At 46.1% G+C, this 21,562-nt stretch carries 20 protein-coding genes; 11 read left to right on the forward strand and 9 right to left on the reverse strand.

The annotated features are described in order from the left end of the window. Nucleotides 1–2 precede the first annotated feature (2 nt). Nucleotides 3–1,460, forward strand: coding sequence for a RagB/SusD family nutrient uptake outer membrane protein (locus FN124_RS05390; RefSeq protein WP_142683734.1), 1,458 nt, complete (start codon nucleotides 3–5; stop codon nucleotides 1,458–1,460). Between the two features lie 4 nt (nucleotides 1,461–1,464). Beyond that, complete coding sequence (locus FN124_RS05395; protein ID WP_142683735.1) at nucleotides 1,465–2,616, forward strand: TlpA disulfide reductase family protein; 1,152 nt, start codon at nucleotides 1,465–1,467, stop codon at nucleotides 2,614–2,616. 42 nt (nucleotides 2,617–2,658) lie between these two features. Here FN124_RS05395 and FN124_RS05400 read toward each other — a convergent pair whose 3' ends face one another. The 9 genes from FN124_RS05400 to FN124_RS05440 all read right to left on the reverse strand — a co-directional run bounded on the left by FN124_RS05400 (nucleotide 2,659) and on the right by FN124_RS05440 (nucleotide 10,299). Then, nucleotides 2,659–3,963, reverse strand: coding sequence for a cryptochrome/photolyase family protein (locus FN124_RS05400; RefSeq protein WP_142683736.1), 1,305 nt, complete (start codon nucleotides 3,961–3,963; stop codon nucleotides 2,659–2,661). Between the two features lie 15 nt (nucleotides 3,964–3,978). Further along, the gene (locus FN124_RS05405; RefSeq protein WP_142683737.1) at nucleotides 3,979–4,818 is read right to left on the reverse strand and encodes an aminotransferase class IV; all 840 of its coding nucleotides are present in this window, start codon (nucleotides 4,816–4,818) and stop codon (nucleotides 3,979–3,981) included. A gap of 195 nt (nucleotides 4,819–5,013) precedes the next feature. Then, complete coding sequence (locus FN124_RS05410; protein WP_142683738.1) at nucleotides 5,014–5,670, reverse strand: 3-oxoacid CoA-transferase subunit B; 657 nt, start codon at nucleotides 5,668–5,670, stop codon at nucleotides 5,014–5,016. A gap of 35 nt (nucleotides 5,671–5,705) precedes the next feature. After that, nucleotides 5,706–6,398: a CoA transferase subunit A gene (locus FN124_RS05415; RefSeq protein ID WP_142683739.1), complete on the reverse strand. Its 693-nt coding sequence runs from the start codon at nucleotides 6,396–6,398 to the stop codon at nucleotides 5,706–5,708. 18 nt (nucleotides 6,399–6,416) lie between these two features. Beyond that, nucleotides 6,417–6,899 (reverse strand): DUF4296 domain-containing protein, encoded by a 483-nt coding sequence (locus FN124_RS05420; protein WP_185937100.1) that lies wholly within the window; start codon nucleotides 6,897–6,899, stop codon nucleotides 6,417–6,419. A gap of 14 nt (nucleotides 6,900–6,913) precedes the next feature. Then, nucleotides 6,914–7,843, reverse strand: coding sequence for a type IX secretion system protein PorD (gene porD, locus FN124_RS05425; protein ID WP_142683741.1), 930 nt, complete (start codon nucleotides 7,841–7,843; stop codon nucleotides 6,914–6,916). Next, nucleotides 7,836–9,056: a bifunctional phosphopantothenoylcysteine decarboxylase/phosphopantothenate--cysteine ligase CoaBC gene (gene coaBC / locus FN124_RS05430; protein WP_260607337.1), complete on the reverse strand. Its 1,221-nt coding sequence runs from the start codon at nucleotides 9,054–9,056 to the stop codon at nucleotides 7,836–7,838. The genes porD and coaBC overlap by 8 nt, the downstream gene beginning before the upstream one ends. A 102-nt stretch (nucleotides 9,057–9,158) precedes the next feature. Then, nucleotides 9,159–9,500: a DNA-directed RNA polymerase subunit omega gene (locus tag FN124_RS05435; protein ID WP_142683742.1), complete on the reverse strand. Its 342-nt coding sequence runs from the start codon at nucleotides 9,498–9,500 to the stop codon at nucleotides 9,159–9,161. Then, a complete protein-coding gene (locus tag FN124_RS05440) occupies nucleotides 9,469–10,299 on the reverse strand; it encodes an outer membrane protein assembly factor BamD (protein ID WP_142683743.1) in 831 nt (276 codons plus the stop codon). Before FN124_RS05440 ends, FN124_RS05435 begins: the two co-directional genes overlap by 32 nt. A gap of 499 nt (nucleotides 10,300–10,798) precedes the next feature. Between FN124_RS05440 and mraZ the strand changes: the two genes are divergently transcribed. The 9 genes from mraZ to murG all read left to right on the forward strand — a co-directional run bounded on the left by mraZ (nucleotide 10,799) and on the right by murG (nucleotide 21,551). After that, nucleotides 10,799–11,266, forward strand: a complete 468-nt coding sequence (gene mraZ, locus FN124_RS05445; RefSeq protein ID WP_142683744.1) for a division/cell wall cluster transcriptional repressor MraZ — start codon at nucleotides 10,799–10,801, stop codon at nucleotides 11,264–11,266. 12 nt (nucleotides 11,267–11,278) lie between these two features. Then, nucleotides 11,279–12,190 (forward strand): 16S rRNA (cytosine(1402)-N(4))-methyltransferase RsmH, encoded by a 912-nt coding sequence (rsmH, locus tag FN124_RS05450; protein WP_142683745.1) that lies wholly within the window; start codon nucleotides 11,279–11,281, stop codon nucleotides 12,188–12,190. Nucleotides 12,191–12,288: 98 nt separating this feature from the next. Next, nucleotides 12,289–12,657, forward strand: a complete 369-nt coding sequence (locus FN124_RS05455; protein ID WP_260607338.1) for an FtsL-like putative cell division protein — start codon at nucleotides 12,289–12,291, stop codon at nucleotides 12,655–12,657. Between the two features lie 239 nt (nucleotides 12,658–12,896). Further along, nucleotides 12,897–14,975, forward strand: coding sequence for a PASTA domain-containing penicillin-binding protein (locus FN124_RS05460; protein WP_260607441.1), 2,079 nt, complete (start codon nucleotides 12,897–12,899; stop codon nucleotides 14,973–14,975). Then, the gene (locus FN124_RS05465) at nucleotides 14,976–16,442 is read left to right on the forward strand and encodes a UDP-N-acetylmuramoyl-L-alanyl-D-glutamate--2,6-diaminopimelate ligase (RefSeq protein ID WP_142683747.1); all 1,467 of its coding nucleotides are present in this window, start codon (nucleotides 14,976–14,978) and stop codon (nucleotides 16,440–16,442) included. Nucleotides 16,443–16,528: 86 nt separating this feature from the next. Then, a complete protein-coding gene (mraY, locus tag FN124_RS05470) occupies nucleotides 16,529–17,788 on the forward strand; it encodes a phospho-N-acetylmuramoyl-pentapeptide-transferase (protein WP_142683748.1) in 1,260 nt (419 codons plus the stop codon). A 31-nt stretch (nucleotides 17,789–17,819) separates the two neighbouring features. After that, nucleotides 17,820–19,160 (forward strand): UDP-N-acetylmuramoyl-L-alanine--D-glutamate ligase, encoded by a 1,341-nt coding sequence (murD, locus tag FN124_RS05475; RefSeq protein ID WP_142683749.1) that lies wholly within the window; start codon nucleotides 17,820–17,822, stop codon nucleotides 19,158–19,160. A gap of 66 nt (nucleotides 19,161–19,226) precedes the next feature. Continuing rightward, a complete protein-coding gene (locus tag FN124_RS05480; RefSeq protein WP_142683750.1) occupies nucleotides 19,227–20,420 on the forward strand; it encodes an FtsW/RodA/SpoVE family cell cycle protein in 1,194 nt (397 codons plus the stop codon). 39 nt (nucleotides 20,421–20,459) lie between these two features. Then, nucleotides 20,460–21,551 carry an undecaprenyldiphospho-muramoylpentapeptide beta-N-acetylglucosaminyltransferase gene (murG, locus tag FN124_RS05485; protein WP_142683751.1) on the forward strand — a complete coding sequence of 364 codons (1,092 nt, stop codon included), beginning with the start codon at nucleotides 20,460–20,462 and terminating at the stop codon, nucleotides 21,549–21,551. Nucleotides 21,552–21,562: the final 11 nt, after the last annotated feature.

Consider the following 21,562-nt stretch of genomic DNA (forward strand, 5'->3'; position numbering starts at 1 on the left):
AAATGAAGCGTACAATTATAATAGCCGCCGTAACTCTTATTTCACTAAGCGCCTGCAATAAACAACTGGATGAACTGCGCCCACACAACGTTACCAATGAAGAGGCCCAGTTCAATAGCCCTGAAGGATTTGCACAGGCGGCACTGGGGCTTTACCCAATGATCACCACGGGAGTTTCCATGGGAAGTAGCTTTGGATATGGTGATATCACCATGTTTCTTTCTGAAGCACATAGCAATAATGTCCATTCACTGGACCTGGGACCTAACTTTTACACCGATGCATTTAACTATGTCAACTCTCCTGATAAGGATCATAGCTGGACGTACAACTTATGGAGAGGAAGCTATTTCACTATTCTTCATGCCAACAAATTGCTGGATAATGTTACCAAAGATGAGCAACGCCCGGTTGTGCTGCAGGCCAAAGCAGAAGCATTGTTCGTGAGAGCATTTGTATACTTTAACCTGGTGCGCTTCTATGCCAGGCCCTACTACCAGGATGCGGCATCATCGCCGGGTGTAATGCTTATTACTACCGCTGCCAATGGCATCGATTATAAACCCGCCCGCAGCAGCACAAAAGCAGTATATGAACAGATCATTGCGGACCTGGAAACATCTATTTCCCTGTTTAACCAGGAAAAGTCCAACAGCTTCGCCGGGAAGCAGGCGGCAGCAGCCTTGTTATCGCGTGTGTATCTTTATATGGGCGGTACCTTCCAGCAGCCGGATGCTGCATTCAACCAGAAAGTAGTGAGCTACGCCGACCAGGTAATTAACAGTAACAAGTATATTCTACTCCAAAACGATGCATACCGCGCTTACTATAACAGCAGCAATGTAGCTAATAAGGAAGATGTTTTTGCAGGCAACATGGATTTCGGAAATGCCTCCATCAGCCAGCAATATGCGTACCCGCCACAAATCAATTATACAGGCGGTTATTATCGTCCTTCTTCCGACCTGCTGTCGCGCATTGCGAAAACAGACCTGCGCAGTTCCCATTACAAAGTAAATGTAACGCCAGGCTTTCCCGACGACAGTATTGCCACCGTTAAGTACATGTATCTATACAATGCCATTTACAGCAAATCGCCCTTCCGTTATATCCGCCTGGCAGAAGTATATCTGAACCGTGCAGAGGCTAATGCAAAGCTCGGTAAAAAAGATGCCGCATTGGCAGATCTGAACATTATCCGTAACCGTGCAGGTCTTGCTGCCGTGGATCTTTCCGGGCAGGCGCTGTTTGATGAAATACTATTGCAACGCCGGATAGAGCTGGCCTTTGAAGGGCATTCAGGGTTTGATTATTTCCGGAATGGCTTACCAATGGTACGGGACTATTCCTCTGCCAGCAGTGGGGCCATGACCATCCCGGCCACCAGCCCTAAGATATTATTGCGTATCCCGCAGGAAGAAATCATCCTTAATCCAAATCTTACACAAAACGAACAATAAAATTATGAAAAAAATATTCTGCGTATTGTCGTTACCGTTAGTATTAAGTCAACTGGTTAACGCACAGAAAAAACTCAGTATAGCCGGCACCGTTACCGGAAATGCACCTGCCAAATATTACCTGCAGTACAGCAATGGCGCAAAGTATGTAACAGACAGCGCTGAAGTAAAAGACGGCAGGTTCAGCTTTACAGGCACATTGTTACAACCAGCTCCCGGCGTGGTTTCCGCAACGCTGATCAGGAATATGACCGGCAATAAAAAAGAACAGGCATACCTGTTCCTGGAGCCAGCCGCCATGACTATCAACATAGCAAACGGCGATCTGAGCACCATTGTTATGAAAGGCTCTGTAAGTAACGATGAAAACGTGCAGCTGGAAAAAGAAAAGGAAGCAGCTGCCGAAAAATACAAACCATTACTGGAGGCCTTGCGCAACGAAAAAGACCATGATAAAGCAGCAGCCATCCGGGAGCAGCTGGCGCCGTACTTTAATGCCAACAGCCAGCTGTCAAGAAAATTTATCCGCGAACATCATAACTCCTTCCTCAGCGTTTACCTGATGCGTTTTGAAATTGGCAGTATGACACTGGACTCCGCCAGATACTATTACAATAGCCTGAGCGCCGCCTTGCAAAAAAGTAAAGAGGGCCTGGATATCGCCAAAGAAATAAAAAGTCTTGAACAAGGCTCTCCTGGCAGCATTGCTTTTAACTTCAGCAAAAAAGATATCAATGATCAGCCACTCAGCTTATCTGATTTCAAAGGAAAATATGTACTGGTAGATTTCTGGGCCAGCTGGTGCGTGCCTTGCCGTGCAGGTAACCCTCACCTGCTGGAATTGTATAAACAATACAAGGATAAAGGGTTTGAAGTGATCAGCGTATCGGACGACGACCGTAATCATGATGCCTGGAAAAAGGCGGTGGAAAAGGACGGTATCGGTGTATGGAAACATGTACTACGGGGACTGGATATGAATAAACGCATGAAGAATGAGCCTAACCCCGAAGATATCAGTGAGCACTTCGGCATTCATTCTTTACCCACCCAGATATTAATTGATCCCAAAGGCGTAATTATAGCGCGTTATGGCGGAGGAGGAGAAGAACATGAAGCGTTGGACAGCAAACTGAAAGAGGTCTTCAACAAATAATTCTTTCCTAAAAAAAATGCAGTGATTAGCTCACTGCATTTTTTATTTACGGAGTGCCTTACTATACACTTCCAGCGCACGTTTACGCGCGTCTTCATGCATCACCACCGGCTTCACATATTCAAATCCTTCAAATTCCGGTACCCATTTACGGATATATTTTAAGTCTTTATCAAACTTCTGCGTTTGCAGCGCAGGATTAAACACCCTGAAATAAGGCGCCGCATCGCAACCCGAACCTGCCGCCCATTGCCAGCCGCCATTGTTTGAGGCCAGATCGTAATCCAGTAATTTGGCTGCGAAATAAGCTTCTCCCCAACGCCAATCGATCAACAGGTGTTTAGTTAAAAAGCTGGCAGTGATCATACGCACCCTGTTATGCATAAAGCCGGTAGCGTTCAGCTCCCTCATACCTGCGTCTACAATCGGGTAGCCTGTTTCTCCTTTACACCATTTTTCAAACTCAGCCTCATTGTTCCGCCACACTATCTTATCATATTCCTTCTTAAAAGAATTTCCAACCACGTGCGGATAATGCCAGAGGATCATCTGGTAAAATTCCCTCCATATCAATTCCTTTGCAAACGTGGCATTAAGCTGCATGGCCTTTTGCATCACGGCACGTATGCTCACGGTGCCAAACCGCAGGTGAATGCCTAGTCTCGATGTGCCATTCTCAGCCGGGAAGTCACGGGTTTCATCATAATGCCTGATCAGTGTTTCTTCCAGATCTTTTGAAGGAAAATACTTCTCTCCGGGCGTAAATCCTATTTCTTCCAGGGAAGGAATCTTTATTACCTGTTGTTTAAAAAGATGCTGATAATATTTTTTACAGGGATATGGTTTGAGATGAAAAAAGGTAAGGGTATCATACCAATTCCTGCTGTAAGGCGTAAATATCGTATATGGCTCACCGTTATCCTTCACAACTTCGTCCTTTTCCAGTATCACCTGGTCTTTATAACTGTAAAACGATATTCCTTTCCGGCTGAGTTGCTTTGCTATAGCGGCCTCCCTGTTCTTCGCATATGGTTCATAATCATGATTGGTATAAACGCCGGCTACTTCGTATTTATGGGTCCAGTGTTCGAACGCATTTTCCGGTGTACCATAGAACACATCCATCGATGAGCCCAGCTGTTGTAATTGCGCTTGCATTTCCCCAAGTACTTCATGAATAAAGGTAACCCGACGGTCCTGTTTATCTTCCAGGTCATTCAGTATATGGGTATCAAAAACAAACACCGGTACAACCCGGTTACCAGAACGCAGCGCATAATAGAAAGCTGCCTGGTCGTCCAGCCGCAGATCACGGCGAAACCAGCATAAACTGATCTTTTGTTCCATCCCGGTGATTATTTTTTACAGCATGCTTTCATGCAATACTTCGTGTAAAATAGCGGCGGTAGCGTTGCCATAGCTGCTGTCGCGGAATAAACCTACCCAGCGGATACCATAGATCGCATTGGTTAAAAATATTTCGTCCGCATTTTCGAGGTCTTCTATATTGAGGGGTTTCTCTTCTATTTTGAACGGTAGTTCTGTTCTCAGCAGGTATTTGCGCATTACGCCGCATACCCCGCCTTCAGACAATGGCGGAGTATACAGCACCTTATTCCGTACTACAAATACATTGGCAATGGTACTATCGGCCACCCTGCCGTATGGATTAAGCAAAATAGCTTCGTTTAACCGGTGCTGTTTGGCATACATTGCCGCCATTACATATGGCAGGCAGTTGTTTGATTTAATTGCAGAGAGCTTATCGCAGCTCTTTTTCACATCAGGGAAGATATCTGTTATCAGCCCGTTATTATTTAATTCCAATACGGTTCTGCTCAATTCCCAGCATTGGATAATATAATTGGGTAAATTATTGACAGGATCATAGAGGCCGCCATCAGAGCGGAATATAGCGAGCCGCACACGGGCCAGTTGTGATACATTATTCTTGCTGCAGAGCTCCAGTATCTGCTTAACGAAATATGCTTTTGTAAAATGCGCAGGGATATCAAAGTGTAGCAGGTGTAAGCTGGCGAGCAGCCGTTCAAAGTGCAGGTCCGCCAGCAATACTTGTCCCTGGTATACTTTCAGGGTTTCAAAAAAGCCGTCCCCGTATCTGAAAGATCGATTATCTGCCGTAAAAATCGGGTCAGCTGCAGGAATATATTTACCGTTATAACAAAGAAATCCAACTTGCACCTCGAACTATTTTAGCAAGTAGAAAGGTACCAATTATTTAGGGATTTTTAAGTTTAGAGATTTAGATGTTTTGTTTCAGAGTAGTATGTATTCCAAAAACAAAATATAGGCTATTAAAGCGTCCATTTTAACGAAAATAAATGCCCTGCTTCCTGGAAGGAGGCAGGACACGGTAAAGTATATACGAAGTTTTCGCTAAATTTTCATTTCAGGGATATCGCCATCAATAACCAGTTTCCCGGCAGTTTTAGCGCGGATCTCTTCCACGGTAACGCCGGGTGCACGCTCAAGGAGCTTAAATCCTTCAGGCGTTACATCCAGCACTGCCAGTTCGGTCACAATTTTCTTTACGCAGTTAACACCGGTAAGCGGTAAGGTACAGGCGGGTAATAATTTACTTTCGCCTTTGGGATTGGTGTGCATCATGGCTACAATGATGTTCCTGGCAGAAGCTACGAGGTCCATAGCGCCACCCATGCCTTTCACCATTTTACCCGGGATCTTCCAGTTGGCAATATCACCGGTATCGGATACTTCCATAGCACCCAGCACGGTAAGGTCTACCTTGCCGGCGCGGATCATACCAAAGCTTTCTGCAGAATCAAAGAAGCTCCCTCCTGGCAAGAGGGTCACGGTTTCTTTCCCGGCATTGATCAGGTCTGCATCAATATCTTCCTCAGCAGGATATGGTCCCATACCAAGTATCCCGTTTTCAGACTGCAGCATAATTGAAATGCCGGCGGGTATATAGTTAGATACCAGTGTAGGAATACCAATGCCCAGGTTCACGTACATACCATCCCGCAGTTCCTGCGCAATTCTTTTGGCTATACCATATTTATCGAGCGACATAAAATGTAAGATTTGAGAATGAAAAATTTGATGAACTAGATCTTAACCGTTCTGCGTTCGATCCGTTTTTCATAGTTAACGCCTTTGAAGATGCGGCGTACATAAATACCCGGCACATGTATCTGATCAGGATCCAGCTCTCCGGGCTGCACCAGCTCTTCTACCTCAGCAATGGTAATATGCCCGGCACGGGCCATTGAAGTGCTGAAGTTCCTGGTGGTTTTACGGAAAACCAGGTTACCCAGCGTATCACCCTTCCAGGCTTTTACAATAGCGAAATCGGCGTGCAGCGCCAGCTCCATCAGGTGGGGCTTTCCATCAAATACCCTCACTTCTTTCCCTTCAGCGATCTCGGTTCCATAACCAGCGGGGGTAAAAAAAGCGGGGATACCCATACCTGCCATCTGGATGCGCGTGGCAAGGGTTCCCTGTGGGATGAGGTCTACCTCCAGTTCACCGGCCAGGAGCTGTCTTTCAAATTCTGCATTTTCGCCTACATAGGAAGACATCATTTTCCTGATCTGCCTGGTTTTCAGTAACAGGCCAAGACCAAAATCGTCAACTCCTGCATTATTGGAGATACAGGTAAGGTCTTTCACGCCTTTTTTCACCAGGGCGGTGATACAATTTTCCGGAATTCCACACAAACCAAATCCTCCCAGCATCAGTACCGCGCCATCCCGGATATCTTGTATGGCTTCGTCGGCATTTGCTACTACTTTGTTCATGTTTTGGTGTTTTATAGATTAGGGCTGCCGTTTGATAAAAGGGCGGACGGTGTCCACCTTCGGCAGCAATAGCACGCTGTCTGCATATGGGAAAATGCTCTTCATACGGAACCGGAGCGGTGCATTTTCATCCACCGGGTTAGGCAAGCGCTGTTTCCTTGCAGCAATATCAGTTTGTACCATTTGAAATACTTCCTTCAGCCTGTTGGGATGGCTTTCATAATACCGGTAACTTTCCATAAACTCCTTCACACTTACCTTGTGAAGATCCAGTATCTGTTTGTAATAGATCTTCACCTTTTCCTGCCTGAGGGAATCAAAATTAGGCGTGAAAGTAACCTGCATCTGTTGTTCGTTGCTGTAGGCGTCTGCAATGGACATATCTACCAGGATCCCTGTCATACGCTCCTTTGAAATATACTTACGCGGCACCTTGTCGCCGTCACTGCAGGCGAATAGGAACAACACTAACAAGGCCAGGGTGGCGTATTTCATCATCATATTCATCATAGCTGTTACTTCATCTGTTGATACTTCTGTGCATTGGGCACATCCATCTGGGACAGTAATTCCGCTGCACGGCTTTTCTCCTGTGGTGTGGCACGGGAGAATATTTTCAATAACTCCTGTCCTTTTGAAAGGAAAAAGGTTTGCATCAGCATGGAGTTGGGGATATCCTGGTGGATAGAATAAAGCATGTTCAGGCAGTTCAGGATTGCTGCCCGGCCTTTCATCACATCGTCGTACATCAGGTCCAGCCCCTGCCGGTGGTACTGGTACATCACATCATGAAACTGGAGGAATTTTGCATTGAGGAGATTATCCTGCAACCAGTAACGGTTGCGGTTCCCTTCAAAAGCTTTCCATCCCGAAATTTCCTTTCCATCCGGTGCGTTATTTACAATATTCAGTGCTTTCTTAAAATACAGATCTCCGCCGCGGGGGGAAAAGGAATCATAATCCAGGCCGAGAATGATATTCACATAGTATGCGAGGATAGCGGTTAAATTGGATGCCAGCGGGTCGTTGCCCACCACCCTGTTGTCGCTGAATTCCAGTTGCTGAAATTCCACGTAGCGGAAAACCACGTTGGGATCCTGGATGTTCAGCAGGCTGGTTACATAGCTGCTGTTGAATACCGGCCTGGTGGCCTGTATGGTCAATGTTCCCTTGTAGCTGTCGTTCCCCGAGGTACCGGTAATATTCAGCAGGAAATTACATTCTATCCGTTCTGCCGGTGTAAAGGCATCAGCGGCCCAGTGGCGGTTATTGAGGAAGTCCCGGATGGAGTTCTGGAGGGTGGTGAATATTTTTTTATCCACTCCCTGGATCTGTTGGGCTACTACAGATACATTGGCCCTGATTTCCTGGGCTTTAACGGGAGGGCAGCAAAATAGTAAAAAGGCGCCTGCCAGCAGCAGGATCAAGGGGAAGCGGTTATGCATGTTGCAATTCGATTATAGCGGAAACAATATCCTGTGCCACGGCCTGTTTGGATTTGAGCGGGAAACTGCGTTCGTTCCCGTTCCTGTCAAACAGCGTTACTTTATTGGTATCATAATTAAACCCTGCACCTGCATCTGCCAGAGAGTTCATCACAATCAGGTCGAGGTTTTTCTCACGCAGTTTTTTCAGTGCATATTCCTTTTCATTGTTTGTTTCCAGGGAGAATCCTACCAGCAGCTGCTGTGGCCTTTTGCGGTCGCCCAATGAGCGGAGTATATCGGGAGTTTTTTCGAGATCGATGTGCAGCTGGGCCTCGCCTTTCTTGATCTTTTTATCTGCCACATTTGCCGGGCGGTAATCTGCCACTGCTGCAGCGGCCACTACTATTCCGGCGCCGGGGTACCGGGATGTTACTGCATCAAACATTTCCTGGGCGGTTTGCACGGGGATGGTAGTAATTCCGGGATGGGTCGTTTTCCGGGAGGTGGGACCAAGTACCAGTTGTACGTTGGCGCCGGCATCCGCCAGGGCCTCCGCAATAGCAATACCCATTTTCCCGCTGGAGTGGTTGGTGATATATCGAACAGGATCAATATGCTCTATGGTAGGGCCAGCAGTAACAATGACCGTAGTCCCATTCAGTGCTTTTTTTCCGTTTTCCTGGCGAAAATGCTGTTCAAGGAAGGCTAGTATCTGTTCGGGCTCCGCCATGCGGCCTTCTCCAAAGAGTCCGCTGGCCAGTTCACCGGATTCCACGGGAATTTGGCGGTGGCCATATGAAATGAGTTTATCCACATTGGCGCGGGTGGCGGGATGGTGCCACATGTCTTCATCCATTGCCGGGGCAAACAGCACAGGGCAGGTGGCAGACAGGTATACGGCCAGCAGGAGGTTGTCGCACAGGCCCAGGGCCATTTTAGCGAGGGTATTGGCGGAAGCGGGTGCAATGAGCATTACATCTGCCCACCGGCCAAGCATAACATGGTTATTCCAGCTATTATGGTCGCTGATATTCAGGGGAACCTCATTCTTAGAAAGGGTGGCCAGGGTGAGGGGGGTAATAAAACCGGCAGCTGCAGTGGTCATCACCACTTTCACTTCCGCTCCTTCCTTTACCAGCAGGCGGATAAGGGTAGCGGCTTTATAGGCGGCAATACTGCCGCTCACCCCGAGCAGGATTTTCTTTCCTTGTAGCATTTTGATAGCGTCCATGGACATATATAAAAACAAAAGCGGCAGAAATCATTCTGCCGCCATGAAATTAATATTTTTATTTTTCGCAATCGCGCACCTCACAAAATAATGTGTGGCGGATCAGCTAAACAAATCGTCGTCGTTCTTGCGGAAATAAATTTTGTTGTCCAGGAACTCCTGAGTAGCCTGGATAGCCGGATTTGCCAGTCTTTCATAAAAACGGGAAATCTCGATCTGCTCCTTGTTCTCGTGCACTTCCTCGAGGTTGTCAGTATGGCTGGCAAACTCTTCCAGTTTGGAATGGAGCTCCTCTTTCACGGAAATATTGATCTGATTGGCGCGTTTGGCTATCACGGCAATAGACTCATATAAATTACCAGTTCTGTTCTTAATATCGGTAGTGTTTTTGGTTTCTACCCAGGGATTAAGGCTACTGGTTAGACTTCGCTTTAATTTGCTCATTATCCAGTGTTTTTATGTTGTTTTGTGCTAAGGTATAAAATTTTTCGGCATCAGGCTTTAATTTGCTGTTCGGGTAGTGATCCGCGAAATCCAGGTATTCGTCGAGAACCGTTGTGTAGCGCTCTTTTTGTCTCTCCGGAATGCTGTTTTTAGCATAATTATAGTAAGATCTGATGGCCATTACTTTGTAACTGTCGCTTTTATCAGAGTCCGGGTAGTTGCGCATCAGGTTTTTGAAGGCAATACCGGCGGCTTTGTAGAAGCCCAGGTTATAATACAGTTCAGCACTGGAGAACTCTTTCTTTTCCAGTTTACGCCTGCACAGCTCTATCACCAGATTGGCTTCCGACACTTTATCGGCGGTAGGATAGTTATTGATGAAGGTTTGCATTGCAGCAATGGCCTTCATGGTATTGGTTTGATCCAGCGATACCTTGGGCGATTGTTTATAATAGCAATATGCCTGCATATAATCTATCTCCACAGCCCTGGGGCTGTTTGGGAACAGGTCCAGGTAGTTTTTGAACTGGAACGCTGCCTGAACATAATCCTTTACATAATAAGAACAATATGCGAAATTGTAATACATAGGCTCAAACTTATCAGTACCCTTATACACCTGTACAAGGTCTGTATAGAGTGTTATTGCCGTATTGTATTTTTTCTTCTGGAACAGCTGGTTCGCGTAGTCCAACTTTTTCTCAAAGTTGTTGCTTTTCTCTATTCTCCGTAACTGGTTGTTACAGGAGGTAGATACAATAACCACAAGAACACTGATGTACAATAAAAATTTCCGCATAAAAGAGTGGCAAAATTAAGAATTAAATGTAAATGTAAGGCAGAGAGATTTTCATTGCTGTTAAAATTTTGCAAAAGAGGGAATTAAATCGCCGAAAGAGGGGTTTTCCACTATGGCTGAGCCGGCGGATGTTATCTCCTGGGATGATGCAGAATTTACTTTTTGTTATTCAGGGTACGCTAAAAACCTCCATTAAATTATAAAAACATATAACGTATAAATATTTTCCTGTCGTCATTTTCCCACCTGTTGTTACCCGGTATAAGTCTTACGCTACAGGCTATCTACAAGTTATAAACACACAGACACTAGTTATCAACATATTATCAACACGCATTCTTATCTAATACACCATTTTAGTGCATAAATAGCAGGAAAAGGGCGCTGATGGAGGCATTTGCATCTGTGGAAAAAATTTATAAAGTATTTTTTCGTTAAAAAGTGGGAAAAAGTGTTATTTTGTGTTAGAAAAGGATTTTCAAGGACTTTGCCCCATGGTATGACAGGATTTCTCGGTGAATATGAATCGACGCTGGACGCAAAAGGACGCTTTCTGTTACCTGCCGGGTTTAAAAAGCAGTTAACAGACGGGGCCGGAGACCAGTTTGTGATTAACCGAGGGTTTGAAAAATGCTTGTCCCTGTATCCCATGAATGAATGGCAGCCTATTTTTGAGCGTATCAGCAAGTTGAATGACTTTGATCCAAAAGTAAGGGAATTCAGACGTTACTTCTTAAACGGGGCTACTATTCTGGAGTTAGACAGCGCAGGAAGACTGCTGGTACCAAAAAACCTGCTGTCGTACGCCAATCTGGAAAAAGATATTGTGCTGGCAGCAGCAACCAATAAAATCGAGATCTGGGATAAAGGTAAATACCAGGAGTTCTTTGAAAATTTCTCACCGGGAGCGTTCAGTGATCTGGCTCAACAGGTAATGGGAGGAGGAGACAACAACATATCAATTTAAAGAGGGGAGCATATGGGCGAGCAACAATATCATTTACCCGTTCTGCTACTGGAAACAACGGAGCTGCTACAGATAAATCCCGATGGGATCTATGTAGACGCCACGTTTGGAGGCGGAGGACATTCAAGAGCCATACTTGGAAAACTAGGCGAAAAAGGACGGCTGATAGTATTTGATCAGGACGAAGATGCTTACCAAAACAGGATTATAGACGAACGCGTAACTTTTGTACAACAAAACTTCCGTCACCTGCAACGCTTTCTGAAACTACATAAAGCAGATCAGGTAGACGGCGTACTGGCGGATCTGGGCGTTTCATCGCACCAGTTCGACACTGCAGAAAGAGGATTCAGTACCCGCTTCGATGGCGATCTGGATATGCGGATGGATACACGGACAGCATTTACTGCCGCCCAATTGCTGGCCACATGGGGAGAAGCAAGGTTACAACAGATTTTCCAGGACTACGGAGAAGTAACCAATGCAAAAACCCTGGCTCAAACAATTGTAAAGCAGCGCAAAACACACCCCATGCGCACCATCACAGAATTCAAATCCGTGATCCAGCCTATTGTAAAAGGCAATCCGCAAAAATACCTGGCACAGGTTTTCCAGGCATTGCGTATAGCCGTTAACGATGAACTGGGCGCTCTGAAAGATTTACTGGAACAGGCTACAAATGTGCTGAAACCCGGAGGAAGGCTTGCTATCATCACTTTCCACTCACTGGAAGACAGGATGGTGAAGAATTTTATGAAGACAGGAAGTTTTGAAGAAGCACCGGAAGATCCGTTCGCAAAAGAAACACCCCCTAAATTGTTCAGATTAATCACAAAAAAACCGGTTACCGCCAGTGATGCAGAATTGAAGCTTAATGGAAGATCCAGAAGTGCAAAGCTGAGGGTGGCCGAAAAACAAGCGTGACGCGGTTCAAACCGCCCATCACATCCTACCCTATCCTATACACATCCGTTTAGATTTGCGTTCAGGTTTATATTGTCAATTTTAAAAAGACATAGCGCGTGGGAGACGATTTAGAAAAGATACAGGAAAATCCGGCGGAGGAAAACATCATCCCACCGGAACGTAAAGAATGGCGTTTGCGCATCAACTACAGAGCGTTGGTGCAAAACATGCCCTTTATCGGGTTCCTTTCCCTCCTGGCTTTGATCTACATTGCCAATAGCCATCTCGCTGAAAAGAAAATCCGGCGCATTAACAAACTGGGCAAAGAAATTAAAGAGCTGAAGTGGGAGTATATCAATGTGAAAAGTGAGCTCATGTTTCGAAGCAAAATGAGTGAGGTCAGTAAATCCGTAGAGCCGCTGGGCCTTAAACAGCTCAGCTCCCCTCCACAGAAGATTGTACTGAAAAAGGAAACAGAAAAATGATTTTAATACTGATGCCTGACGCTGCCCGCCTGACCCATAACTCAGGTCGGGGATGCTGGTAAATCAAATCAATGGCAAGCATCTCAATTATAAATGCAGCCAGTGTCAGGCGTCTTCTTATAAGTTATCAGCCTTTAGCCGTCAGCCGTTTGCCTCAGGGTAAACAGCTGACAGCTAAAGGCTAAAAGGTAAAATGGTAATACAACATCGTGGATGTAAAAAAGGACATATTGTGGAGAGTGTATCTGTGCCTCATCGGCATGGCGCTGTTTAGCATCGCTATCCTGGTGAAAGTGTTCTATATCCAGAACGTACAGGGCAACTACTGGCGCAGTATGGCCGATAGCCTGCATACCGGGTACGTGGCGCTGGATGCGGAAAGAGGCACCATCTACTCGGAGGAAGGCAGGATGCTGTCGACCTCCATTCCTTATTTCGACATCCGGATAGATTTTGCAGCAGACGGCCTCCGGGACAAAAACGGCCAGGTGTTCAAGGAAAACCTCGACTCCCTGTCTTACCGCCTCTCCCAGATATTCACCGACCGCAGCAAAGCATCCTGGAAACAACAACTACAGGAAGGATATAAATCAAAGGACCGTTACTTTTTATTAAAAAGAGACGTGCCTTTTAATCAATACCAGGAATTACGCAGCTTCCCGATGTTCCGCCTCGGCAAAAACAAAGGCGGCATGATCGCTGAATCAAAAAGTAAGCGCATCAATCCCTTTAAACTGCTTGCCAACAGAACCATCGGACTGGCGCGTGAGAATTCCCAGAGCGTAGGCCTCGAAAGAACCTACAATGAATACCTGAAAGGCGTTACCGGTAAAAGACTGATGCGCCGCATCGCAGGTGGTACCTATGTGCCCGTTGACGGTTACGATATTGAACCCGAAAACGGCCGCGATATAGTGACCACCATAGATGTGAATATGCAGGATATCGTGGAAACGGCCCTCATGAACATGATGGTGCAGAACGAAGCCGAACACGGCACCTGCATCCTGATGGAAGTGAAAACAGGTAAAATAAAAGCTATAGCCAACCTCGGCAAACAACCCGATGGCAACGGCTACTGGGAAGATATGAACTATGCACTGCAGGTAGCAGAACCCGGTTCCACTTTCAAACTGGCCACCATGATCGCAGTGCTGGAAGATAAATACGCCACCATGAATTCCATGGTAAACATGGACGGTGGCCGCTGGCAGGTAGGCCGCAGAACCGTATTCGATTCTGAACCCCATCCCGGCCCGCAAAACGTAACCATCAAACACGCATTTGAGCTGAGCTCAAATGTAGGCATGGCAAAACTGGCCTACCAGTTCTATAACCGGCAACCCAACAAGTTCGTAGCCCATCTGAAAAAATTAAGGCTCGATCAGTTTACCGGTATAGACCTCATCGGCGAAGGAAGACCAGTCATTAAAACAACTGCTTCCAAAACATGGAGCGCTACCTCCCTACCCTGGATGGCATTCGGGTATGAAGTACTTATCAGCCCGCTGCAAACGTGCATGCTGTACAATGCAGTGGCCAACAACGGGAAAATGATGAAGCCCTACCTCGTCAATTCCATACAGGAATACGGCCAGGTAGTAAAACAGTTTGAGCCTACCGTATTAATGGACAGCATCTGCTCACAAAGCACGCTGAAACAGGTACAGGCCATGCTGGAAGGCGTACCGGTTAATGGTACCGCGAAGAAGTTGCGCAGCCAGTTCTACACCTTCGCAGCCAAAACAGGTACCGCACTCGTGGCTAACGGTAACCGCGGGTACGCAGATAAAATATACCAGTCGTCATTCGCCGGATACTTCCCGGCAAATGATCCGCAGTACACCTGCGTGGTAGTCATAAAAAACAAACCGCATGCTTTGCACTTTTACGGTGCGGGCGTTGCGGGTCCCGTTTTTAGGGAAGTGGCAGATAAACTGTACGCTATCGCAGTGGAAAGACAAAAACCCATGCAGGCAACCATGCAACTGGATACCCTGCTGTCACTGAAAAATGGCAAAGGCAGTGAATGGAAACAGATCCTGGGTAAACTGCAGCTGCCTATCAACAACGCCCCCGCTAACAACAGCTGGGTAAGCGCCAGGGTAGCAGACCGCAAAATTGCTTTTGAACAGGTAACGCAAACAAAAGGCGCTGTGCCGGATGTTACCGGAATGGGCCTCAAAGATGCCCTGTACCTGCTCGAAAACGCCGGGCTACGCGTAGTAGTTAAAGGCGCCGGTAAAGTGAAAATGCAATCACTCCCCGGCGGAACAAAAATAGGAAACGAACAAACCATCGTAATAGAACTGAGCTAGATGAAAACGCTGCGCGACATATTGTATAATGTAAGCATCCTGGCAGTGCATGGTAATACCGATGTTACCATTCACGCACTCGCCACCGACTCCAGGTCAATAAAGCCCGGAGATGCTTTCATTGCGGTGAAGGGCGTACACACAGACGGACATGTGTACATTGAAAAAGCGATTGGTTTGGGTGCAGCAGCGGTGATCTGTGAAACATTACCTGAACAACTGGCAGATAATATATGCTATGTACAGGTAAGCAACAGTGCCGCCAGCAGCGGTATCATGGCGGGCAACTTCTATGATAACCCTTCCCATAAAATACAACTGGTAGGCGTTACCGGCACCAACGGGAAAACAACCATTGCTACCCTGCTGTTCCGGTTGTTTACCAAACTGGGATACCACTGCGGATTATTATCCACAGTACAAAATCAGATAGGCGACACCGTTATACCGGCCACACATACCACGCCCGATCCCATCAGCCTGAATGCCCTGCTGGCACAGATGGTGGACGACGGCTGCCTGTACGTGTTCATGGAAGTAAGCTCCCATGCCATTCACCAACAACGTATTGCCGGGCTAAAATTCGCGGGGGGCATCTTTAGTAATATCACCCACGACCACCTGGATTATCATAAAACCTTTGATGAATATATCCGGGTAAAGAAATCGTTCTTTGATAACCTGCCTTCCTCCGCTTTTGCCCTCACCAACCTGGACGACAAAAGAGGAATGGTGATGCTGCAGAATACAAAAGCGAAGAAAGCTACGTACAGCCTGCGCACACTGGCTGATTTCAAGGGCAAGATCCTGGAAAATAATCTCACAGGGTTAATCATGCTGGTAGGAGATACGGAAGTGCATTTCCGCCTGATCGGTGAGTTTAATGCGTATAACCTGCTGGCTGTTTATGGTGCTGCAGTATCACTTGGAATAGATAAAGCTAAAGTGTTACAGGCGCTGAGCGATACCACAGGCGCAGAAGGAAGATTTGATTATATCATTTCAGATAGAGAACAGATCATCGCTATCGTTGATTACGCACATACGCCGGATGCATTAAAAAATGTACTGGCCACCATCAAAAATCTGCGCAAAGGCAATGAGCAGGTGATCACAGTAGTTGGTTGCGGCGGAGACAGGGATACCACAAAACGCCCGGTGATGGGAGATGTGGCAGTGGAAAACAGCGACCGTGTTATTCTTACCTCCGATAATCCCCGTTCGGAAGACCCAGCGGAAATTATCAGGGAAATGGAAGCCGGCATTCCTGTTCACCTGAAAAAGAAAGCTATTTCCATTACCGACAGAAAAGAAGCCATTAAAACGGCACTGTCGCTTGCCAACCGGGAAGATATTATCCTGGTGGCCGGTAAAGGACATGAAAAATACCAGGAGATCAAAGGTGTAAAACATCACTTCGATGATAAAGAAGTGTTGCTGGAGCTGATGAAAATACTGGAGAAATAAACTAAAACTGAAGAACAGATACTTAATAATCCAATGACTTAAAAGCCTGTACTCCTGCAGCGGAGAACAGGTTACGACTAAAACATATGTTATATTATTTTTTAAATTACCTGAAAACAGAATTTAAGATCAGCGTCATCGGCGGTGGTATGTTTCAGTATATCACTTTCCGTGTAACGATGGCATTGTTGCTGTCGCTGGTGATTTCTTTGCTGTTTGGTAAAAGGATTATTAAATTTCTTCAGAAAAAACAGATCGGTGAAACCATCCGGGAACTGGGCCTGCAGGGCGAGAACTCCAAAAAGGGCACCCCAACCATGGGCGGGCTTATTATTCTATCCGCCATTGTAATCCCTACCCTGCTGTTTGCACAGATAGCCAATGTGTATATCTGGCTGATATTATTATCCACTATATGGTTGGGGCTGATCGGTTTCCTGGATGATTATATCAAAGTATTTAAGAAGAATAAAGAAGGACTGGCAGGACGTTTCAAGATCATGGGCCAGGTAGGACTTGGTTTGATCGTTGGCTGTACCCTTTATTTTAATACAGATGTGGTGGTATCACGTGAAGTAATAGGAGCAAAACCACTGGCACCGTATGAAAGACAGGTGACCAATCACCCGGAACGTGTAACCCGCGACGGGCACCGTTTTGTGGATGTTAAAACACCCATCACCACCATTCCGTTCGTAAAAAACCATGAGTTCAATTATTCCAAACTGATCTCCTGGATCCCGGGAGCAGAAAAATATACGTTCGTTCTTTACATCCTGATAGTCATCTTTATTATTACCGCAGTATCAAACGGCGCTAATCTTACAGACGGTCTGGATGGACTGGCAACAGGTGTTTCAGGTATTATAGGTATAGGGCTTGGCATCTTTGCTTATGTATCGGGTAACATCCAGTTTGCGGAATACCTGAACATCATGTACATCCCCAATCTTGGTGAGCTCTCTATTTTCATTGCAGCCTTTGTGGGCGGATGTATCGGCTTCCTTTGGTATAACGCTTATCCCGCGCAGGTTTTCATGGGCGACACCGGTAGCCTTGCACTGGGTGGGATCATCGCTTCCCTTGCCATTATTGTGCGGAAAGAGTTGCTGATCCCCATCTTCTGCGGTGTGTTCCTGGTGGAATCATTATCGGTGATGTTACAGGTATCTTACTTTAAATACACCAAGAAGAAATATGGCGAAGGCCGGCGCATCCTGAAAATGTCGCCGCTACATCACCACTACCAGAAGATCGGTTATCATGAAAGTAAAATATCAGTGCGGTTCTGGATCGTGACCATCATGTGCGTGGTAGCAGGTATTGCAACATTAAAAATGAGATAATAATAAAAATCAAGCAGGCAGACTAAACGAAATGGGATATAAACTTGTCATATTAGGCGCAGGAGAAAGCGGAATAGGAGCGGCTTTGCTGGGAAAACAGCAAGGGTATGAAGTATTTGTATCCGATGGAGGAACTATAAAAGATAACTATAAACAGGAACTGGCGGTAAACCAGATATCTTTTGAAGAAGGACATCATTCCTGGGATATCATACTGGATGCAAACGAAATTGTTAAAAGTCCCGGTATCCCCGAAAAGTCGGAACTGATGAAAAAGGTACGCGAAAAAGGCATACCTGTGATTTCTGAAATTGAGCTGGCCTACCGTTTCTCGACAGGTAAAAAGATCATTGCCATTACCGGCAGCAACGGCAAAAGCACCACTACTGCCCTCACCTATCACATCTTTAAAAACGCAGGGTTGGATGTAGCTATGGTAGGCAATATTGGCGTGAGCTACGCAAGGCAGGTGGCAACCGCACCAGCGGAGTATTATGTGATTGAAATCAGCAGCTTCCAGCTGGATGACATTAAGGACTTCAAACCCAATGTGGCCATCCTGCTGAACATTACGCCTGATCACCTGGATCGCTACGACTATAAAATGGAAAATTACGTAGCCTCCAAATTCAGAATTGCCATGAACCAGACAGCTGAAGATTACTTCATCTACTGCATGGATGATCCTGAGATCATGCGACATTTAGCGCAGCAACCCATTTATTCAGCATCAATACCTTTTACCATCATGAAACCACTGAAAGAAGGCGGCTCTATTGCCAACGACCAGTTGCACATAGATGTCAACGGAGAACCGGTTATCATGTCAATGTATGACCTGTCTTTAAAGGGAAAACACAATCTGTATAATTCAATGGCAGCAGCAATTGCAGGCAGGACCATGGATATAAGAAATGAAAAGATCCGCGAGAGCCTTGCGTCATTCGAGAGTCTTGAACACCGCATGGAATATGTGACCACGGTGAGAGGCGTGGATTTTATAAACGATAGCAAAGCTACCAATGTAAACTCAGTTTGGTTTGCACTGGAAAGTTTTGATAAACCGATTGTGCTTATCATGGGCGGCGTGGATAAAGGCAACGACTACGATGCCATCCGCGATCTCGTGAAAGAAAAGGTAAAAGCAATTATTTGTATGGGTGTGGACAACACCCCCATCTTTACGGCGTTATCAAAAGACACACCGGTGATGATCAACACCACCAGTATGCACGATGCCGTACAGGAAGCTTTTAAACAGGCAGCAAAGGGAGACATCGTTTTATTATCGCCCGCCTGCGCCAGCTTTGATCTTTTTAAAAATTACGAAGACCGTGGAAGGAAATTTAAGGAAGAAGTAAAAGCATTGTAAACAGGTGCTGATAAGCAGAATAAAGGGTTATATCTAAAAAACAAAAGAAAACAAAAACAGGAACCGATGGCATTGCTCTATAGAACAAAAGGCGACAAGGTTATCTGGGCGGTAGTACTTTTTCTATCGCTGGTAAGCCTGCTTGCTGTATATAGCGCTACCGGCTCACTTGCCTACCGTGAAAGAGGCGGCCATACGGAGTATTATCTCCTGAAGCAGCTTACGGTACTGGCTATGGGGCTGGTGATCATCTATTTTGCTCACCGCGTGAACTATACCATTTATTCCCGCGTGGCGCAGATAGGGTTCCTTATATCCATACCATTGCTGATGTACACGCTGGCCTTTGGTTCCAATATCAATGAAGCAAGCAGGTGGATCAAGCTGCCCATCATCAACCTTACCTTCCAGACATCGGATGTGGCCAAACTCGCCATATTCATGTATGTAAGCAGGCAGTTATCAAGAAGGCAAAACCTGATCGACGATTTCAAAAAAGGATTTCTGCCCATCATCATCCCGGTTGGCATCATCTGCGCGCTGATCATGCCCGCCAATATGAGCACTGCGCTCCTGCTGGGAGCCAGCTGTATGCTACTCTGCTTTATAGGCAGGGTACCCATCAGGTTCCTTGCCTCCATGGTGGCCGCAGGAGCAGTATTGATAGTACTTCTTTTCATGGTGGCGAAACTCACATCAATGGAAATGCGTACCAAAACCTGGGAAAAACGTATCGATAACTTTATTCACGGTGATCATACAGAAACACCCTACCAAGTACAGCAGGCCAACATTGCCATAGCGGGTGGCGGATTACTGGGAAAAGGACCCGGCAATAGTACACAGCGTAACTTCCTGCCGCATGCCTATTCCGATTATATCTATGCTACCATCATAGAAGAATATGGCATGTTTGGAGCTTTCCTGATACTGGCGGCTTATATGATTTTATTATTGAGAAGTATCAGGATCTATAAAAGATGTCCTTATGCTTTTGGAGCATTCCTGGCAGTAGGACTCAGTGTGACATTGGTAATACAGGCATTAACCAATATGGCGGTAAACGTACAGCTGTTCCCGGTTACAGGGCTTCCACTCCCGCTGGTGAGTATGGGTGGATCTTCGGTATTGTTTACCAGCATGGCCATCGGTATCATCCTGAGTGTATCCCGCAACGTGGAAGAAATGGAAGGAAAACAGGCAGAGAAAGAACGTTTGGAAAGAGTTATTGCGCAGGCGGAAAACGCTGCCGTCGCTTAATACGTATTTATAACAATAATCAGTAATCAGGAACAACACATGCAACGCAAAGTGATCATAGCAGGCGGCGGTACGGGAGGACACATCTTCCCGGCGATAGCGATCGCGAATGCGTTGAAAAAAATAGAACCGGATATCAACATATTATTTGTAGGTGCTACCGGGAAAATGGAAATGGAGAAAGTGCCGCAGGCAGGTTATCCGATAGAAGGACTGGAAATAGCCGGTTTTAACAGGAGCAATATCTTCAAAAATATCCTGCTGCCTTTTAAGATATGGAAAAGCCTTCGGCGTGCAAAGGCTATCCTGCAAAATTTCCAGCCGGATGTAGTAGTGGGTGTGGGTGGATACGCCAGCTTTCCGATGCTGAACAGGGCACAGAAAAATGGTACACCTACCCTGATACAGGAACAGAATTCCTTTGCAGGGAAAACAAATAAAATACTGGGCAAGAAAGCGAAGAAGATCTGTGTGGCATATGATGGTATGGATAAATTTTTCCCGGCCGAAAAACTGGTAATGACCGGCAATCCCGTGAGAAACAGCATATCACAGTCGGCCGTAACGCGTGAAGACGCCCTGCAGCATTTCGGGCTGAGCACCGCAAAGCAAACCATCTTCGCCGTAGGTGGCAGCCTGGGGGCTAAGTCCATTAACGAAGGATTGCAACCGCTCCTGAAAGAGATAGCGGGAAAAGATATTCAGCTGATCTGGCAAACAGGGAAGCTTTATTACGAAACAGCAAAAGCTGCCGCTGCGCCATATGGATCGCATATTAAAGTATACGACTTCATCAACGTGATGGACTTTGCTTACAAAGCAGCAGACGTAGTGTTATCAAGAGCCGGTGCATTGGCGATCGCGGAACTGTGTGTAGTGAAGAAGCCGGTGATATTTGTGCCTTACCCGTTTGCAGCGGAAGATCACCAAACATCCAACGCCATGAACCTGGTTAATAAACAGGCAGGGCTGATCATTAAAGATGAAGAGGTGCCTGCACAACTGGGTAATGTGCTGTTCAGCCTTTTGCAAAACAAAGCGCTGATGGAACAACTGGAAAGCAATATCGGCAAGCTGGGCAATCCCCATGCTGATGTCACAATTGCCAACCAGGTGCTGGGAATTATTTAGCAAAGATTTTT

Origin of the sequence: Chitinophaga polysaccharea (assembly GCF_902150045.1) — a bacterium.
Taxonomy (GTDB): Bacteria; Bacteroidota; Bacteroidia; order Chitinophagales; family Chitinophagaceae; genus Chitinophaga; species Chitinophaga polysaccharea_A.

Bases quoted from the DNA above. Each gene is read 5' to 3' on its own strand.
- mraY (WP_142683748.1), top strand. From the start codon at position 16,529: ATGTTATATTATTTTTTAAATTACCTGAAAACAGAATTTAAGATCAGC.
- rsmH (WP_142683745.1), top strand. From the start codon at position 11,279: ATGGGCGAGCAACAATATCATTTACCCGTTCTGCTACTGGAAACAACG.
- murD (WP_142683749.1), top strand. From the start codon at position 17,820: ATGGGATATAAACTTGTCATATTAGGCGCAGGAGAAAGCGGAATAGGA.
- porD (WP_142683741.1), bottom strand. From the start codon at position 7,843: ATGCATAACCGCTTCCCCTTGATCCTGCTGCTGGCAGGCGCCTTTTTA.
- FN124_RS05420 (WP_185937100.1), bottom strand. From the start codon at position 6,899: ATGATGATGAAATACGCCACCCTGGCCTTGTTAGTGTTGTTCCTATTC.
- FN124_RS05410 (WP_142683738.1), bottom strand. From the start codon at position 5,670: ATGTCGCTCGATAAATATGGTATAGCCAAAAGAATTGCGCAGGAACTG.
- FN124_RS05395 (WP_142683735.1), top strand. From the start codon at position 1,465: ATGAAAAAAATATTCTGCGTATTGTCGTTACCGTTAGTATTAAGTCAA.
- FN124_RS05480 (WP_142683750.1), top strand. From the start codon at position 19,227: ATGGCATTGCTCTATAGAACAAAAGGCGACAAGGTTATCTGGGCGGTA.
- FN124_RS05415 (WP_142683739.1), bottom strand. From the start codon at position 6,398: ATGAACAAAGTAGTAGCAAATGCCGACGAAGCCATACAAGATATCCGG.
- mraZ (WP_142683744.1), top strand. From the start codon at position 10,799: ATGACAGGATTTCTCGGTGAATATGAATCGACGCTGGACGCAAAAGGA.
- FN124_RS05465 (WP_142683747.1), top strand. From the start codon at position 14,976: ATGAAAACGCTGCGCGACATATTGTATAATGTAAGCATCCTGGCAGTG.
- FN124_RS05390 (WP_142683734.1), top strand. From the start codon at position 3: ATGAAGCGTACAATTATAATAGCCGCCGTAACTCTTATTTCACTAAGC.
- murG (WP_142683751.1), top strand. From the start codon at position 20,460: ATGCAACGCAAAGTGATCATAGCAGGCGGCGGTACGGGAGGACACATC.
- FN124_RS05440 (WP_142683743.1), bottom strand. From the start codon at position 10,299: ATGCGGAAATTTTTATTGTACATCAGTGTTCTTGTGGTTATTGTATCT.
- coaBC (WP_260607337.1), bottom strand. From the start codon at position 9,056: ATGGACGCTATCAAAATGCTACAAGGAAAGAAAATCCTGCTCGGGGTG.
- FN124_RS05435 (WP_142683742.1), bottom strand. From the start codon at position 9,500: ATGAGCAAATTAAAGCGAAGTCTAACCAGTAGCCTTAATCCCTGGGTA.
- FN124_RS05400 (WP_142683736.1), bottom strand. From the start codon at position 3,963: ATGGAACAAAAGATCAGTTTATGCTGGTTTCGCCGTGATCTGCGGCTG.